Origin of the sequence: Acinetobacter sp. ANC 5414 (assembly GCF_013004295.1) — a bacterium.
Classification (GTDB): Bacteria; Pseudomonadota; Gammaproteobacteria; order Pseudomonadales; family Moraxellaceae; genus Acinetobacter.
In genome coordinates, this window is the sequence record NZ_JABERM010000014.1 from 107,062 (window position 1) to 122,257 (window position 15,196).

General features: G+C 38.7%; 18 protein-coding genes. 10 read left to right on the top strand and 8 right to left on the bottom strand.

Annotated features, from left to right (window positions below; translation table 11 throughout):
* Positions 1-80: 80 nt before the first annotated feature.
* From recA to HLH18_RS09925, 3 genes are all read right to left on the bottom strand, one after another.
* Positions 81-1,124, bottom strand: coding sequence for a recombinase RecA (gene recA / locus HLH18_RS09915; RefSeq protein ID WP_171529912.1), 1,044 nt, complete (start codon positions 1,122-1,124; stop codon positions 81-83).
* 144 nt (positions 1,125-1,268) lie between these two features.
* Positions 1,269-1,709, bottom strand: coding sequence for an RNA-binding S4 domain-containing protein (locus HLH18_RS09920; protein ID WP_171546700.1), 441 nt, complete (start codon positions 1,707-1,709; stop codon positions 1,269-1,271).
* Positions 1,702-2,388 (bottom strand): HAD-IA family hydrolase, encoded by a 687-nt coding sequence (locus HLH18_RS09925; RefSeq protein ID WP_171546701.1) that lies wholly within the window; start codon positions 2,386-2,388, stop codon positions 1,702-1,704. Before HLH18_RS09925 ends, HLH18_RS09920 begins: the two co-directional genes overlap by 8 nt.
* Positions 2,389-2,401: 13 nt before the next feature.
* On the opposite strand from HLH18_RS09925, the gene HLH18_RS09930 reads away from it, so the two are divergent.
* The 3 genes from HLH18_RS09930 (at position 2,402) to HLH18_RS09940 (ending at position 4,637) form a co-directional block, all read left to right on the top strand.
* Positions 2,402-3,256: a 3'(2'),5'-bisphosphate nucleotidase CysQ family protein gene (locus tag HLH18_RS09930; RefSeq protein WP_171546702.1), complete on the top strand. Its 855-nt coding sequence runs from the start codon at positions 2,402-2,404 to the stop codon at positions 3,254-3,256.
* A 56-nt stretch (positions 3,257-3,312) separates the two neighbouring features.
* The gene (locus tag HLH18_RS09935) at positions 3,313-4,050 is read left to right on the top strand and encodes a histidine phosphatase family protein (RefSeq protein ID WP_171546703.1); all 738 of its coding nucleotides are present in this window, start codon (positions 3,313-3,315) and stop codon (positions 4,048-4,050) included.
* A 389-nt stretch (positions 4,051-4,439) separates the two neighbouring features.
* Positions 4,440-4,637, top strand: coding sequence for a hypothetical protein (locus HLH18_RS09940; RefSeq protein WP_171546704.1), 198 nt, complete (start codon positions 4,440-4,442; stop codon positions 4,635-4,637).
* Between the two features lie 55 nt (positions 4,638-4,692).
* Here HLH18_RS09940 and HLH18_RS09945 read toward each other — a convergent pair whose 3' ends face one another.
* Together HLH18_RS09945 and rpsT are read right to left on the bottom strand one after the other, a co-directional pair.
* The gene (locus HLH18_RS09945) at positions 4,693-5,136 is read right to left on the bottom strand and encodes an META domain-containing protein (RefSeq protein ID WP_171546705.1); all 444 of its coding nucleotides are present in this window, start codon (positions 5,134-5,136) and stop codon (positions 4,693-4,695) included.
* A gap of 403 nt (positions 5,137-5,539) precedes the next feature.
* Positions 5,540-5,806 (bottom strand): 30S ribosomal protein S20, encoded by a 267-nt coding sequence (rpsT, locus tag HLH18_RS09950; RefSeq protein WP_067724582.1) that lies wholly within the window; start codon positions 5,804-5,806, stop codon positions 5,540-5,542.
* A 215-nt stretch (positions 5,807-6,021) separates the two neighbouring features.
* Here rpsT and HLH18_RS09955 point away from each other — a divergent pair, with 215 nt between their 5' ends.
* The 6 genes from HLH18_RS09955 to HLH18_RS09980 all read left to right on the top strand — a co-directional run bounded on the left by HLH18_RS09955 (position 6,022) and on the right by HLH18_RS09980 (position 11,515).
* The gene (locus HLH18_RS09955; RefSeq protein WP_171546706.1) at positions 6,022-6,687 is read left to right on the top strand and encodes a Rossmann-fold NAD(P)-binding domain-containing protein; all 666 of its coding nucleotides are present in this window, start codon (positions 6,022-6,024) and stop codon (positions 6,685-6,687) included.
* Between the two features lie 12 nt (positions 6,688-6,699).
* Positions 6,700-7,212 carry a ribonuclease E activity regulator RraA gene (gene rraA, locus HLH18_RS09960; RefSeq protein ID WP_171546707.1) on the top strand — a complete coding sequence of 171 codons (513 nt, stop codon included), beginning with the start codon at positions 6,700-6,702 and terminating at the stop codon, positions 7,210-7,212.
* Between the two features lie 22 nt (positions 7,213-7,234).
* Complete coding sequence (locus HLH18_RS09965; RefSeq protein WP_171546708.1) at positions 7,235-8,011, top strand: glutathione S-transferase N-terminal domain-containing protein; 777 nt, start codon at positions 7,235-7,237, stop codon at positions 8,009-8,011.
* A gap of 312 nt (positions 8,012-8,323) precedes the next feature.
* Entirely contained in the window at positions 8,324-9,007 is a 684-nt protein-coding gene (locus HLH18_RS09970) for a response regulator (RefSeq protein WP_171546709.1), read from the top strand.
* On the top strand, positions 9,004-10,884 hold the full coding sequence (locus HLH18_RS09975; protein ID WP_171546710.1) for an ATP-binding protein: 1,881 nt from the start codon (positions 9,004-9,006) through the stop codon (positions 10,882-10,884). Before HLH18_RS09970 ends, HLH18_RS09975 begins: the two co-directional genes overlap by 4 nt.
* 154 nt (positions 10,885-11,038) lie before the next feature.
* Positions 11,039-11,515 carry a hypothetical protein gene (locus HLH18_RS09980; protein WP_171546711.1) on the top strand — a complete coding sequence of 159 codons (477 nt, stop codon included), beginning with the start codon at positions 11,039-11,041 and terminating at the stop codon, positions 11,513-11,515.
* A 58-nt stretch (positions 11,516-11,573) separates the two neighbouring features.
* Here HLH18_RS09980 and HLH18_RS09985 read toward each other — a convergent pair whose 3' ends face one another.
* The 3 genes from HLH18_RS09985 to HLH18_RS09995 are packed head-to-tail and all read right to left on the bottom strand — an operon-like array spanning position 11,574 to position 13,735.
* On the bottom strand, positions 11,574-12,743 hold the full coding sequence (locus HLH18_RS09985) for a ribosomal protein uL16 3-hydroxylase (protein ID WP_171546712.1): 1,170 nt from the start codon (positions 12,741-12,743) through the stop codon (positions 11,574-11,576).
* 15 nt (positions 12,744-12,758) lie between these two features.
* On the bottom strand, positions 12,759-13,352 hold the full coding sequence (locus tag HLH18_RS09990) for a Maf family protein (protein WP_171546713.1): 594 nt from the start codon (positions 13,350-13,352) through the stop codon (positions 12,759-12,761).
* A complete protein-coding gene (locus HLH18_RS09995) occupies positions 13,352-13,735 on the bottom strand; it encodes a DUF2237 family protein (protein WP_067724598.1) in 384 nt (127 codons plus the stop codon). Before HLH18_RS09995 ends, HLH18_RS09990 begins: the two co-directional genes overlap by 1 nt.
* A gap of 140 nt (positions 13,736-13,875) precedes the next feature.
* Between HLH18_RS09995 and HLH18_RS10000 the strand changes: the two genes are divergently transcribed.
* A complete protein-coding gene (locus tag HLH18_RS10000) occupies positions 13,876-15,063 on the top strand; it encodes a phosphoglycerate kinase (RefSeq protein ID WP_171546714.1) in 1,188 nt (395 codons plus the stop codon).
* The last annotated feature ends 133 nt before the right edge of the window (positions 15,064-15,196 follow it).

Consider the following 15,196-nt stretch of genomic DNA (forward strand, 5'->3'; position numbering starts at 1 on the left):
ATCTATCACATCAAATAAAAAACGCCCCGTAGGGCGTTTTACAGTTTAACTCGAAAAATTCGACTTTAACATCATGCTGATTAGGCATCTAGAAAGTCTGGTTCTTCTTCATCTTTCTCTTCAATCGGCTTGGTCACAGGGGTTAATAGTTTTTCGCGAATGAGGCGGTCAAGTTCCTGTGCAATTTGAGGATTTTCCTCTAAATGGCGGATAACATTGTTTTTACCCTGACCAATTTTATTGCCTTGATATGAATACCACGCACCCGCTTTTTGTACCAGTTCTTGTGCTACGGCAAGATCAACCAGCTCACCCAGTTGATTCACACCTTTACCATACAAAATTTGGAATAACGCTTCTTTGAACGGAGGTGCCATTTTGTTCTTCACGACTTTAACCCGTGTTTCAGAACCGACAATTTCATCGCCTTCTTTCACTTGACCAATACGACGGATATCCAGACGTACAGAAGCGTAGAATTTAAGTGCGTTACCACCCGTTGTGGTTTCAGGGCTACCGAACATTACACCAATCTTCATACGAATCTGGTTAATGAAGATCACCATACAATTAGAGCGTTTTGCATTACCGGTAATTTTACGTAATGCCTGACTCATCAAACGTGCTTGCAAGCCCATGTGTGAGTCACCCATTTCGCCTTCAATTTCTGCGCGAGGCGTAAGGGCAGCCACGGAGTCGACAACGATCATGTCAATTGCACCAGAGCGAACCAACATGTCTGCAATCTCAAGTGCCTGTTCACCATTGTCCGGCTGAGAAACCAACAGGTTGTCCAGGTCTACACCTAGCTTGCGTGCATATTGAGGATCAAGCGCATGTTCCGCATCGATGAAGGCACAGGTACCACCCGCTTTTTGACATTGTGCAATGGCTTGCAAAGTCATGGTGGTTTTACCTGAAGATTCAGGTCCATAGATTTCCACGATACGACCTTTCGGTAAGCCACCAATACCGAGCGCGATGTCCAGTGTTAAAGAACCTGTAGATACCGCTTCAACTGCCAGTACGGTGTTATCACCAAGACGCATTACTGTATTTTTACCAAATTGTTTTTCAATTTGGCTTAGGGCAGCATTCAGCGCCTTACTTTTATTATCATCCATCTTACAACCTCAAAACGATGTCACAAACATATTAACTTAAGTGGATGTGTTACTTTAAAACGTGTTCCACTCAAGTATAGTGACAGATTCATTCTTTATGTTCTATATCAATTCAGTCAAATGCGACAGAATGTGACGCTTAAATTAATCATGACTATAAGACCAGTCCTGGTCAAATTGCTGATCATTATCTTGTTTAAATTTACTGATTTGCCGTCGATCTTTTTTACTCGGTCGATGCTCAGGTCGGGCTAGATTATGCAACTTTCTTTGTGTCGCAAGCAACTCTCGTTTTGCAATACTCACTTCCGTTTCTTCATACAGTTGTTGTGCAATGGGTGCCGCACCACGATTCGCGGATAAAGCTTTAATCACAATAATTTTTCGCTCAAAACCTTGTTGAATGGTCAGTTCCATTCCAACGCGAACTTCTTTGGAAACTTTAACGCGTTCACCATTATGGTGGACTTTTCCGCCTTCAATCGCAGCTTTGGATATCGAACGTGTTTTAAAAAAACGTGCTGCCCACAGCCATTTATCCACACGCATACTTTCAACGGTGTTTTGTTGAGAAGGATTAGGCATATTTTTTCAAATCCTCTGCTTGTTCTAACATGACGATTAAATCGGTCAAGTCTTGTAAAATAGGATAAGGACTTTCAGTCCGTGTATTTCCTTTAGATGAGGGCTGTGCAATGCTAATTAAATTCTGAATACCAAATTTTTCTGCACCTTTCAGGACTTTTTCTGTGTCATCAATAAAATAGGCAGATTTTTCTTGGAATGGATGTAAGGCATGCAGCTTTTGCCAGAATTCGATCGATTCTTTGGCATAACCAATGCTTTCACTGCTGATAATCACATCAAAATAATCAGCGATTTGGGTGTGTTCAAGTTTAAACTTTAAACCTTCGCAATCTGCATTGGTTGCAATCCAGCAGGCATAACCATTGGCTTTTAAATAGTCGAGCAGTTCTATACAGCCAGAACGTAAAGCAACCTTATGTTTAAATTCATGTTGTAGTGCAAGAGTATCGACGCCAACTTTTGAACTCCAGAAACGGGTTGAATACCAATTTAGGGTATGATTATGTTCCTGATAAAACTGAAATAGCGATTCAGTACTTTGTTCGAGCGTGCAACCGTGCGTGGCAGCATGGCGAATGGGAAGTTGATGATTCCAAATGAAATCATCATAAGCAAGGTCAAGGAGCGTGCCATCCATATCAAAAATGATGGTCGGTTTTTCTGAGTAATTCGACATATAAAGGTAATCTATGTTTAAAACAACAACAGCACCACAAGATGCTTTGATTTTACAGCTTGTACCCATTGTGACACAGGCGTGTGAAATTTTGCGAGTAGAATATCAGGCATATTGTGCGGGTGGAGCTTTTGATGTCGAGAGAAAAAGTGACAATTCTCCTGTGACCCAAGCAGATCACCGAGTCAATGAATTTATCACCCTATCTTTACAGCAGAATTTTCCTCAGATCCCTTTATTGTCAGAAGAAGGTGACAATACCGAACGGAAAAAATGGCAAAATTTCTGGTTGCTTGATCCTTTGGATGGAACCAAAGAATTTCTGCATAAGCGACCTGAATTTACGATTAACTTAAGTTTGGTGGAAGGTGCACATACCACTTTTGCGATATTAGCCATTCCGGCTGAGCAGACGCTCTATATTTGCCCGAAGCAAGGTTTACCGTTGAAATTTGAGCTTCAAACCGGGCAATGGTGGGAGTATCTCGAAGATAAACCGTCAACTGCAATTCAAGTCGGCTTAAGTCAAAGTAGCCAGAATAAGCCCAAATATGCTGAATACTTGGAAATATTAAAACAACAAGTTGAAATTGTTGAGTTTAAGGCAGGGAGTGCTTATAAATTTTGCATGATGCTTGAGGGGAAAGTCGATATTTATCCACGTTTCCATCCGACTAGTGAGTGGGATACCAGCGCAGGTCAATGTTTGATTGAGCGTATTGGCGGTGGGCTGGTGGATTTAAAGGGCAGTCCCTTTTTATATAATCAACGGAATAGTTTATTGAACGGTGGCTTTATTGCATTTAAGAATATCGAAATGAAAAAATTAGCATTCCATGCTCTAGGATTTATGGCGAACATCTCTTGAGCAGATGTTTTAACATGCTATAGTGTGCCGAACCATGTTTAATTTTTGGCTGCATCATGGCATTAGACCTACTCCCTGCAAGTATGCTCAAGGCAATTGATTTATTGCCCGATGCAAAAATACCTGTGACTTTATTTACCCGGCATTCTATTCGTGAAGTGGTGGCTGGGCAGGGTTTGGCTGGCTATGATTTACAGTTAACTTCACAAGGTCGTGACTTGGCACAGGCGTGGGGCACATATTTAATTGAAAATACAGACCGGAGCATCCAGCACTGTATTTCAAGTCCAATTCAACGCTGTGTCGATACGGCAGCTTTAATGATTCAAGGTGCTGATTCGAGTACGCTTGCACAAAATACCCATCATATTGAAATCGTCGAGCAAGGCTTGTTGGTTGAACCGGGAAGTTTTGTGCTGGATATCAAACAGGCAGGTCCATATTTTAGTAAACAAGGGGCTTTGGGTTTTATCAATAGTTTTGTCAATAATGCCTTGCCGGGAATGAAACATCCGATTACCGGCGTGGTAGACGTATTAGAGCTTATTTATAACACCCATCCCCAAGATCATTTTGGTTTAAGTTTGGCTGTCAGCCATGATACGATTTTAGCTGCAATCATTGCAGTGATTTCTGGGCGTAATACCATCAGTCAGGAAGACTGGCCACAAATGATGGAAGGCTTGTTTGTCTGGTTTGAAGGGGATGAATTTTTAGAATCAAAACTCAAATGGATTTGGCGTGGTAAAGTCAGGGAGCTTTCGATTCGAGAGTTTCAAAAATTAGAAAAATAAAAGATTTACTTAAGGAAATCTACCCGGATGGTGTTCTATTCAAAAATGATAAATACAGCTTATCTTCCGCAATTTTAAATATTTGATCCGTATTAATAATTACTAAATTAAAATGGGTGTAGGGGATGACTTTTTTACAAAATTTCATATAAATAAGTGTTCCTACAGGCTCATATTTTATGAGAAAAATGAACCTATATCATTAGAATACAGATATTTAGAATATTGTTTTGCATGAATATTCAAAAGTTAAAAGAGTTGAAATACGCAAAATATGAGTTAAGAAAGTAGTTGAATTAAAGTGTGATGTATTTATCAAAATATATTGAATTGTGTGATTCTTGGCAATATACTTGAAAGCAAGAAGATATGATTTTAGGCCGCTGAAAATGGACGTAATTTTATGGGATGGTGAAAATACCTTCCCTGCAAAAATTGAAATTTTTAAACAGTTCTTAAAAAAATATTTAACCTCACTTAACTATGTAGATCTTTTGAGTAATACACCTTTTCATTACGATCCTGAAAATGATGAATTCTTAAATCCAGATATTCAAGCCTATTATTATTTGTGGTCTATTTCTTAGAGCCAAAACGATTTTAACAAATAAAAAAAGCCCTCAAATGAGGGCGAATTTATATCTATTTAATATTTTTAAACTTGATCACCACTCTGTTGTTGCTATCGAGTAACTTTAATTCCGTCCTGGAAGCCTCATAGCTCACAACTTGGCTTAATGCTTGAGAGAACTTTTGCGGTAAATTGGTCGCATTTGAACATGCGTTATTTTCTACTGCCTTTAGATTTGCAAATTTAATCTGGGTTCCCATAACGGCATAACCTCCCATGAATTGGTTACATCCATCGGTGCCGCTTACTTCATTACTATCAAATGTCATGGTGGGAACAGCAGACTGGGTCGGGTCAGCTTTATAAATAACTTGATTAATTTCGGTTAATACCCAATTTTTATTTTGCAATTGATCTAAATTTCGATCAGTGGAGGGATTGGGCATAGATGTACTACAACCAACCAAAGTTAAGGAAGTTGCTATACTTGTGGCGAGAATAATTTTTCTTAACATCGCTTTTCTCCAATTAATTTAATACTTCTTAAAGATAATTGTGAGGCAGATAAAACAAATTGTAGTTTATAAAATTTTCTTAGAATTCATTTGATTGTTAACTAATCATCTATAAGGGTTGATCGGAAAATAAACATGTATGGTTTTCGGTAAACAGGACATGTTAAAGGATACAGGGAGCAATAAACTTAAATAGAACAACTATGGTTAGAATTATTGATTAATCATATATTTGTTATATTAAGGGTATAAACAGCACTCAATCCCTAGGCTTTTAATTCATTACAATTTAATATTAATTAGCTAAAGTGTTTGAAGTATAAAAATTTATATATTTTATTTATAAATGATGAAATTTTAGGCGTAAAAAAAGCCCTTAACGGGCTTTTTTCAATGCAACAACTTAGTTAGCCAAAGCTTTAACTTGTGCATTCAAACGGCTCTTATGACGAGCAGCTTTGTTTTTATGGATGATGCCTTTATCAGCCATACGATCGATTACAGGTACAGTTGCTTTGTAAGCTTCTGTAGCAACTGCATAATCACCAGCAGCGATAGCAGCTACTGTACGTTTGATATAAGTACGAACCATTGAACGTAAGCTAGCGTTGTGTTTACGTGCTTTAACGTTTTGACGGGCACGTTTTTTAGCTTGAGCAGAGTTTGCCACTCGTGCACTCCTTGAATTAGATTGGTCTGGGCGGGCTGAAATTGCAACTGAAAACCTTCATCAGAAGAATTATCACCAGCCCGTAAACAAGTGCCATATTGTGATTAAACTATGACGTTAAGTCAAGTCTTGACTTGCTTTGACAACATTTTAGATGCATAAAAATTCTAAAGAAACCGTTAGATTAGTAATAACCTATAGAGATTGCTTAAAAAATGACTAAATCAATTAAAAGTGCAATTGTGATTGGAGCAACAGGTTTAGTAGGTCGTGAGCTACTGAAACAACTCAATCGAATAGAAAGTTGCGAAAAAATTACCGCAGTGGTTCGTCGTGAAGATTCAGCCCTCAAAAGTTTGGAAAAAGTACAACAATTCATTCTCGATGATTTTCTGTTACTCAATGATGAAGATGTGAATGGATATAGCCATGCATTTAGCTGTTTAGGGACAACCCTGAAAAAAGCCGGATCCAAACAAAAATTTCATGATGTTGATTATGAAATAAATGCACATTTTGCCGATTTATTTGAATCGACCAATACTCACTACTTGCTGATCAGCGCGATGGGCGCAAATCCTAAGTCAAAATTTTTCTATAATAGAGTGAAAGGTGAACTGGAAAAGCATATCCAGATTTTAAACCTTGAACGTGTGTCGATTTTACGTCCTTCATTATTGTTAGGTGACCGTCCAGAACAACGCAGCCTGGAAGATCTGACTCAAAAGCTCTATCAAAAATTCTCGCATTTAGTTCCTGATACATTCAAATATAAGCCAGTGACAGCCGAGCAAGTGGCTCATACTATGGTCGAGGCAGCGCAAACTCAAACTGAAAAGTTTGAAATTTATGATAATTTACGCATACAAAATTCCAAATGAGGGAGATAAAAAGTGTCTACTGCAGCATTCGTAACTTGCGATTTACTTGATGATCATCCAGAAAAAGAGATTCAAGTGGTGACGCCATCCATGGATGGTAAATTCTTTAAAAGCTATGGTGCGCGTAAAAGTTTTGGTGGTCAGGTGGTGACGATTAAATGCTTTGAAGATAATTCGCGGGTAAAAGAACTGCTTGCGACTGATGGTACTGGTAAAGTACTGGTGGTAGATGGCGGTGCATCCATGCGCTGTGCCTTGATGGGCGATATGATTGCAGAGTCAGCAGTTAAAAACCACTGGAATGGAGTGCTGATTTATGGCTGTGTACGTGATGTAGATGCAATTGCCGAATTGGATCTGGGGGTACATGCCTTGGCTGCAATTCCACAAAAAAGTAATCGAAAAGGCATTGGCGAAGTCGATTTAACTTTGTATTTTGGGGGGGTAAGCATCCATTCTGGCGATTATATCTATGCGGATAACAATGGAATTGTGATTGCAAAAGAAAAATTAGTCGACTTATAACGACAATTGCAGAAGGATAAAAATGGTGAATCATCAAATTAAAGTTGTACAGGCTTTAGCTTCAGCATTGACTGAAGGTGGACGTGGAATTAGTGGTACCGCATTTCCGAAACAGCCGGAAAAATCACTCAAACTTTATGAGTTTGAAGGTTCGCCATTTTGCCGTCGTGTACGTGAAGTCATGACCTTGTTAAATCTGGATTATGAAGTTTATCCTTGTCCAAAAGGTGGGCAAAAATACCGAAAAATTGTCAAAGAAAAAGGTGGGAAAAAACAGTTTCCATTTTTTATTGATGAAAATTCAGGTGTCCAGATGTATGAGTCTCAAGACATTATTCATTATTTATTCAAACATTATGGTCGAACTGGAAAAACACCGAAAAAATTTACGCAATATCCCAAAATTCCTGTGGCTGCCTTTGCTGGAACTATCATTAATGGCGCACGTGGTGTTTGGGTGAATAAAAAAATTATTGATCGCGAGGCACCAGCCCAGCTTCTGGAATTGTGGGGCTTTGAAGCCAGCCCATTTACGCGTGTGGTACGTGGTGTATTAACTGAGCTGGAACTCCCTTTTAAATTTCATAATGTACCTAAAGAACGCTGGCAAGATATGGGGCCGGCTGTGTTGCGTTTAAAACCTGGGAAATACCAACCATTAACCGGCGGCAAACGTGAGAAGATTGTTGAGATTATGGGGCGTGATATTCAGGTTCCTTATTTGGTCGACCCGAATACTGGCGTGAAAATGTTTGAGTCAGCTGAGATTGTGAAATATTTAAAAAAACAATATAGCTGAATGATTACAACAGCAAAAAATAAACAGCTAGATCAGCTGTTTATTTTTATTTCAATCAACCAATTTTCTTTAAACTCCGATAGTGCTATACACTGAATTTTATTGAGATGATTTAATTTATTGATCATGCATTAATCATGGATTGAATCGTCAGTGTTTTTATTTTATGGTGTTAAATTGAGAGGATAACGCTCAAAATACCAAACTAGAATTTTAATTATTAGTATAAAAGTCATCAAATTACTTGGTTTTGGGGATATTTTTTTAATTGTTTTCCCGTTAGATTGGGTCAATAAAAGAAAGGGGTAGTGTGTGTCTGGATTAGAAACGATTTTACCTGTACCAGTTTTAATTGTTGAAGATGAAGATCTCATTCAAGAACGATTAAGACATATATTGAACGGAATGGGCTATGACAATGATGTGCTCATTTTTGCCAAGAATCTAAAAGAAGCCTTCCTGCAAATAGAACAACAACCGATTTCCTTGGCATTGGTCGATCTCGGACTTCCTGATGGAAATGGGGTGGAACTGATAGAAAAGCTGCGTGCCCAAGATAGCAGTGCTTTAATTCTGGTGATTTCGGCATGGAGTACGCAAGCAAGTCTATTTTCAGCCATCAAAGCCGGTGCGACAGGCTATGTTCTAAAAGAACGCGATGATGCGGAAGTGCGGCTGGCGATTCGCAGTATTTTGCGTGGTGGAGCACCGATTGATCCTTTTATTGCACAGGAAATTTTAAAGCAGATTTCAGCTTCAGTGATTACAGGCTCAAATGATGATAAATCCTTAGAGTCGGAAGTGGCACTTTTGACCCATCGTGAAACAGAAATTTTAGACTTGGTTGCCCAAGGGATGAGTAACAAAGAAATAGCGGAACAGTTATTTGTCTCTAAATATACGGTGGAAAGTCACATTAAGCATATTTACCGAAAATTGGCGGTGACGAAAAGAACCAAAGCAGTCAGTGCAGCACGATCCTTAGGGATTTTATGAACCATTCCATCCTGTATTTCTTTTGCATATCTTTGCTGAGTGTATTCAGCCGAATCAGTTATGCAGAAATAACAGAAAGGATTAATGAACAATGTTCAGTGCATATCAATTCTGTCTATGCTGTTAAAACGCCGTCACAGACAGTTTTACCCAAGCAGGGCTGGCAGTTGGTGCAATTGCCAGATAAATGGACCAATCACTGGAAAAATTATAATGGGGGTGCCTGGTATAAGATTGAATGGAACTGGTCATGTCAAAATAATGCGAAGTTAGTAGAGCCAATTGCTTTTTCAATTGATTATATTAATTCTGCAGGGGCAGTTTTTTTAAATGGTGATTTGCTGTGGCGGGATCGGCATTTACAGGAACCTTTGTCTAAAAGTTGGAATATGCCACGTTATTGGATCTTACCGATATCGGGATTAAAATCTGATGAAAATGAAATTTTGATTTATGTGAATGGTTTTGCTTTTCAATCTCCAGGGCTTGGTACGATTTCCTTTAATAATGTGCAAAGTAATGATGAGATCCATCAAAGCAAAATTTGGAACCGCAGAACATTATTTCAAATCAATATCATTTTATCGATCACTTTTGGGGTGATCTGTTTTGTTATCTGGTTATTAAGACCTAAAGAAACCACTTTTGGATGGTTCGCATTAAGTTCATTATTGTGGGTGCTATTTATTTCCAATCTACTGACTACAGAAACATTTCCATACCCAACAAGCTTAATGGCAACCCAAGCAAATTTGGCTTTTTTTGTCCTGTATATAATTAGTTTTTGTATTTATTTACTCAGATTTATCCGAACGCATTTAGCTAAAATCGAAGCTTCGATGTATTTTGCCACTGGACTTGCCATTACTGGTATTTTTTTCACCCCACAGCAATCTATTTATTTTGTCTTTCCACTGATATTTTTAATCTATGTAGGCATATTTTTTATCACCTATATTTATATCAGCTATTACGCCATTCAATCTAGGCGATCAGATTATATTTTTTTAGCCATTTGTTTAACTGGAATTGTCAGCTTTGCTATCTTTGATACGCTATTGTTATTATCGAAATCATCTTCTGATGTACAACCATTATCACCCTATACCTCACCGATTATTAGTTTCTTTGTGGTGATCATATTGGGTGCGAGATTGACACGCAACATAAAAAAAATAGAAACATTTAATACCGAATTAAAAGTCAAAGTTAAACAGGCGGAAGAAAATTTAAGTTCAAGTTTGAATGAAAAACATCAATTGGAACTTGAGAATGTAAAGTTGCAAGAAAGAATACATCTATCTCATGATTTACATGACGGTTTGGGCGCATCATTGGTTCGCTCCATGATTTTAGTGGATCAAAGTGTACATAATATTCCCAATCAGCAATTTTTATCGATGCTCAAATTATTAAGAGATGATTTAAGGCAAATTATTGATAATGGTTCATCGGCTGATAATAAAATTCCCGTCAGTCCAGTCATGTGGGTTGCACCGGTCAGACACCGTTTTAGTCAGCTGATGGATGAGTTAGATATTCATTCTAAATGGACTTTTCCTGGTGAGTGGCAGGCGATACCCACCGCGCTTCAGTGTTTGACCTTGATTCGTGTGTTGGAAGAAAGTTTAACCAATGTGATTAAACACAGTCAGGCAAAAAATGTGAAAGTGTCGATGACTTATCTTGTAGAAAATCAATTAATTTTGACCATACAGGATGATGGCGTGGGTTTTGATAAGGATTGTGTGGCACAACAGGGATTAAGTATTGGCATGCGCAGTATGAAAATGCGCTTAGAACGTATAGGTTCGGAACTTATCTTATCTTCTGAAGAGGGTTGTACGATAATTCAAGCCATTGTTCAGCTTAAATGATTTTATTTACGCAGCTGAAACTAAGCTTGTAATAAAGAAGTTGTCACTGGAAGATAAGGTTAATTATAGCCTTTAAAATATGGGCGTTCATTGCTCTATCTAAAAAAGATAATTATTAAAAATAAATTTTGGTAACAAGATAAGGGGAGGCGTAATGAATGATAATTTAAAATTACATAATATTCAGCAACTCGAGGATTTAAAGACTTTAAAGATAAAAGATTTGAATCAACTTTTTAAAATAGGAACCTGTCCGAAGATTAAATCTTTAAATGGCAGTGCAAAAGGTAGGGTGATTAAACCCGTCTGGTTTCAGCGTTTAAATCTTTGGCGAGGTAAAGTATTTAATCTTTCCTCTACAGAAGAATTAACAGGACTGAACCGATTAGGGATCGGTCAAATTGAAACCCAAAGATATCAATTTAATGCCCATATCGGAAAATCACTATTTAGTGATCAAGATGTTCTGATTATCAATCATGATTTATCTGCTAATCCAAATTGGGTCAGACGCTATCATGATGAAATGGTGCAAATAGATACAGATCTTTATTTAGCGACTTCATATTATCGAGTTGGGAAAAAACTAAAATTTGTAAGTTATTTTGCTTTTGATTTTTCTAAAAAATAAATTTTAATGCTTCTAGAATATAAAAAAGGGGAAATCTAATTTCCCCTTTTTGCCTGATTTATTCTTGCTCTGTAGCAGGTAATAACATCAGAATCGATTCATTTAACAAGTTCACGATGTCTTCCAGCATATCTGGATCATAAAGATTTTCATCGAGTAATACTGAACTGCCATCAGCCAATTGTTTTAAAATCGGTGCAAAGGCTTCAGAAATACAAATGCCTTCACCATTGGCCCAAAACAGCAACTCATCTTCGTCTTCGGTATAAAGTAGACGTGATGCCGGCTCAAGAATGAGTGAATAACCTTGATCCAACGCTTCTTCTAAATCACCTGTACCAATAGCTTCTGCCTCTGGAATGTTTTCAGGATATTTCGGTTCCGACATCAGGCTCATGAGTGCATCTTCAAGCACGGTTGGATTTTGCAATTGTGCTAAAAGTTCTGCTTTTAAATACTCAAGTTCAGCCTGACTGATTTGACCAATCGGGCTGATTTTGTCGCGAATAATGTCGGTCAGTGGATTTTTAAGCAACTGGTCGGCAGCAAATTTATCACTGACGCGATCCATCATTTCCGCCACATTTGGCATACGGAAACCAAACGAGTAGGTCAGACAGTCATCTTCTGCTACACCGTAGTGCGATAAACCTGGCGGCACATAGAGTAAGTCACCTGGTGCTAAAATTTCATCAAAATTGACCTCCATCTCGGGCAGTAATTTTAATGGTTGACCTGCAACAAATTCGCTTTCAGCATTGCACATTTGACCTAACTGCCAGCGACGGTGTCCATGTCCCTGTACTAAAAACACATCGTAAAAATCGAAATGTTTACCGACTGAGCCGCCTTTTGGGGCATATGACACCATGATGTCGTCACGACGCCACTGCGGAATAAAAGGGAATTTTTTCCAAAGTTCAGCAAGGTCAAAAGAGTAATGATCCACAGCTTGTACGAGCAAAGTCCAAAGCTTTGGCATCTTCTGGAAATCAGCTTTGGTTAAAGGCGATGATTTCACAGACCATTGGTTTGGATCTTTATCTTTTTGTTTGATTAAACGGGCACTGACATTTTCATCCAGTGCCAGTTCCATCACATCGTTAGGTTCTAACAGGTTTGCAATTTCAGGAAGCGCATTACGTACAAGTAACGGTTTTTTTTGCCAATATTCGGCAAGAAATTGTTCAGCGGTAATTCCGCCTAATACATCTAAAGGTTGAGACATACATACAGCCTAAAATTAAGGAACTAAAATATTCAATTGACGCAGGATATGGCACAGCTGAATCATCGGCATACCCATTAGCGTGGTTTGGTCTTGCCCATTCATTTGCTCAAACAGGCTAATACCCAAACTTTCACATTTGAAACTGCCGGCACACATTAAAGGTTGTTCTACTTCAATATAACGCTCAATTTCAGCAAGACTGAGTTTGCGAAATTTGACCTTGTAGTGTTCAACCAGCGTTTGTTCAAAGCCAGTTGACTGCTGTTGAACACTGAGTGCAGTACTGAAATAGACAATTTTATCGGAATTGGCTTGTAACTGTTTCACTGCTTTTTCAACAGTGAGTGGTTTGCCAATAAAAATATCCGGTGCACCTTCACGCCAAGCGACCTGGTCCGATCCAATCACAATCGCTTCTGGATATTGTTCTGAAATGGCTTTGGCTTTTTCAAAAGCCAGTCTTTTGGCCAAATGATCCGCATGATTTTCACCACGCGGAGATTCATCAATATCAGGCACAATGCTTTGATAATCGATGCGCAGGCGGTTCATCAGGTCTTTACGGGTTTGGCTGCTTGAAGCCAAAATAATTAGGGGAGTACTCATCACACTGCATATTCCATAAGCACATCAAGCGGAACATAGGAGAGCACAGCTTGATGGCAAGCTTGAATTTTAATAGGAGGGGCGATACCAGCTTGGTATGCTTCAACCCAACGGGTCACACAAATACACCAAAAATCACCGGGCTCTAAACCTGGGAAATCGACTTCTGGTAACGGTGTGATCAAGTCATTACCTACTTTTTGCGAAAAATTAAGAAACTCAGCGGTCATTTGTGCACACATTGTATGCTGACCTAGATCTGTTGTCGCAGTATGACAAAAGCCGTTACGAAAATATCCGGTAATAGGAGCATAGCAACAGCTAGCCATAGGTTCGCCTAAAACATTTAAACGATTGATATTTGGATCTGGGTGAATAGACATAAGCTCTAAATCATGGAGTGGCTTTTGACTATGATAATCAAAACTTTGCCTTTCGACAGCTTTTATGCAAAAGAAGCTAACCTTTTTCTACATAATCATTTAAAATCGGGCGGTTTTTATATCTATAAAGAGAGCTATACATGAATTTTCAGCGTATGACTGACCTCGATTTAACAGGTAAACGCGTTCTTATTCGTGAAGATTTGAACGTACCTGTAAAAAATGGTGAAATCACAAGCGATGCACGTTTACGCGCGGCGCTTCCTACAATTAAAGCAGCGGTAGAAAAAGGCGCTGCGGTAATGGTTTGTTCTCACCTAGGTCGTCCCGTTGAAGGTGAACCTAAACCAGAACAGTCTTTAGCTCCTGTTGCTGCTTATTTGACTCAAGCTTTGGGTCAAGACGTTAAATTATTGACGGACTACTTAGATGCTGTTGAAGTTGCCGCAGGTCAGGTGGTATTGCTTGAAAACGTGCGTTTCAACCCGGGTGAAAAGAAAAACAATCCTGAACTTGCACAAAAATATGCAGCACTTTGCGATGTGTTCGTGATGGATGCATTTGGTACTGCGCACCGTGCAGAAGCATCAACTGAAGGCGTAGCGCGTTTTGCCGCTGTTGCAGCAGCAGGGCCGTTACTTGCAGCTGAACTGGATGCTTTAGGTCGTGCACTTAAAACTCCTGAAAAACCAATGGTTGCGATTGTTGCAGGTTCTAAAGTTTCAACGAAACTGGACGTGTTAACTTCACTTTCTGATATTTGTGATCAAATCATCGTAGGTGGTGGTATTGCCAATACATTCCTGGCTGCTGCTGGCTACAATGTGGGTAAATCATTGTGTGAAAATGATTTGATCGACACAGCCAAAGCTATTGCTGCAAAAGTATCAGTTCCCCTTCCAACAGACGTTGTGGTTGCAGATGCAGCTGAAATCGACTTTGCAGATTTCTTGGGTTCATTGGCTAAAGCAAAAGCAGTGGTTAAAAATGTTGCTGATGTCAGTGACAACGACATGATTTTAGACGTTGGTCCAGAAACTGCAAAAGCATTCGCTGAAATTATCAAAACTTCAAAAACCATTCTTTGGAATGGTCCAGTGGGTGTATTTGAAGTGGATCAGTTCGGTGAAGGCACCAAAGAATTGTCTTTAGCAATCGCTGAATCTGAAGGCTTCTCGATTGCAGGTGGTGGTGATACTTTAGCTGCAATCGACAAATATGAAGTGGCTGACAAAATTGGTTATATCTCTACCGGTGGTGGTGCTTTCCTTGAATTTGTAGAAGGCAAAACCCTTCCTGCAGTTGCGGTACTACTTGAACGTGCTTAATCTTTAGATCTGAAGTTCTAAATCAGATAAAGCCATAAAGTAAAAATGACAAAAGGTTGACTACAGTCAGCCTTTTGTCATTTCGGGATACATATTTTAGTCATCAAAATGAAATATATCTGCAATAAAATTA

Excerpts from the sequence above, each read along its gene's own strand:
- HLH18_RS09920 (WP_171546700.1), bottom strand. The coding sequence starts at position 1,709 with ATGCCTAATCCTTCTCAACAAAACACCGTTGAAAGTATGCGTGTGGAT.
- HLH18_RS09985 (WP_171546712.1), bottom strand. The coding sequence starts at position 12,743 with ATGTCTCAACCTTTAGATGTATTAGGCGGAATTACCGCTGAACAATTT.
- HLH18_RS09935 (WP_171546703.1), top strand. The coding sequence starts at position 3,313 with ATGGCATTAGACCTACTCCCTGCAAGTATGCTCAAGGCAATTGATTTA.
- HLH18_RS09990 (WP_171546713.1), bottom strand. The coding sequence starts at position 13,352 with ATGAGTACTCCCCTAATTATTTTGGCTTCAAGCAGCCAAACCCGTAAA.
- HLH18_RS09965 (WP_171546708.1), top strand. The coding sequence starts at position 7,235 with ATGGTGAATCATCAAATTAAAGTTGTACAGGCTTTAGCTTCAGCATTG.
- HLH18_RS09980 (WP_171546711.1), top strand. The coding sequence starts at position 11,039 with ATGAATGATAATTTAAAATTACATAATATTCAGCAACTCGAGGATTTA.
- HLH18_RS09930 (WP_171546702.1), top strand. The coding sequence starts at position 2,402 with ATGTTTAAAACAACAACAGCACCACAAGATGCTTTGATTTTACAGCTT.
- HLH18_RS10000 (WP_171546714.1), top strand. The coding sequence starts at position 13,876 with ATGAATTTTCAGCGTATGACTGACCTCGATTTAACAGGTAAACGCGTT.
- HLH18_RS09940 (WP_171546704.1), top strand. The coding sequence starts at position 4,440 with ATGGACGTAATTTTATGGGATGGTGAAAATACCTTCCCTGCAAAAATT.
- HLH18_RS09955 (WP_171546706.1), top strand. The coding sequence starts at position 6,022 with ATGACTAAATCAATTAAAAGTGCAATTGTGATTGGAGCAACAGGTTTA.
- recA (WP_171529912.1), bottom strand. The coding sequence starts at position 1,124 with ATGGATGATAATAAAAGTAAGGCGCTGAATGCTGCCCTAAGCCAAATT.
- HLH18_RS09925 (WP_171546701.1), bottom strand. The coding sequence starts at position 2,388 with ATGTCGAATTACTCAGAAAAACCGACCATCATTTTTGATATGGATGGC.
- HLH18_RS09945 (WP_171546705.1), bottom strand. The coding sequence starts at position 5,136 with ATGTTAAGAAAAATTATTCTCGCCACAAGTATAGCAACTTCCTTAACT.
- HLH18_RS09975 (WP_171546710.1), top strand. The coding sequence starts at position 9,004 with ATGAACCATTCCATCCTGTATTTCTTTTGCATATCTTTGCTGAGTGTA.
- HLH18_RS09995 (WP_067724598.1), bottom strand. The coding sequence starts at position 13,735 with ATGTCTATTCACCCAGATCCAAATATCAATCGTTTAAATGTTTTAGGC.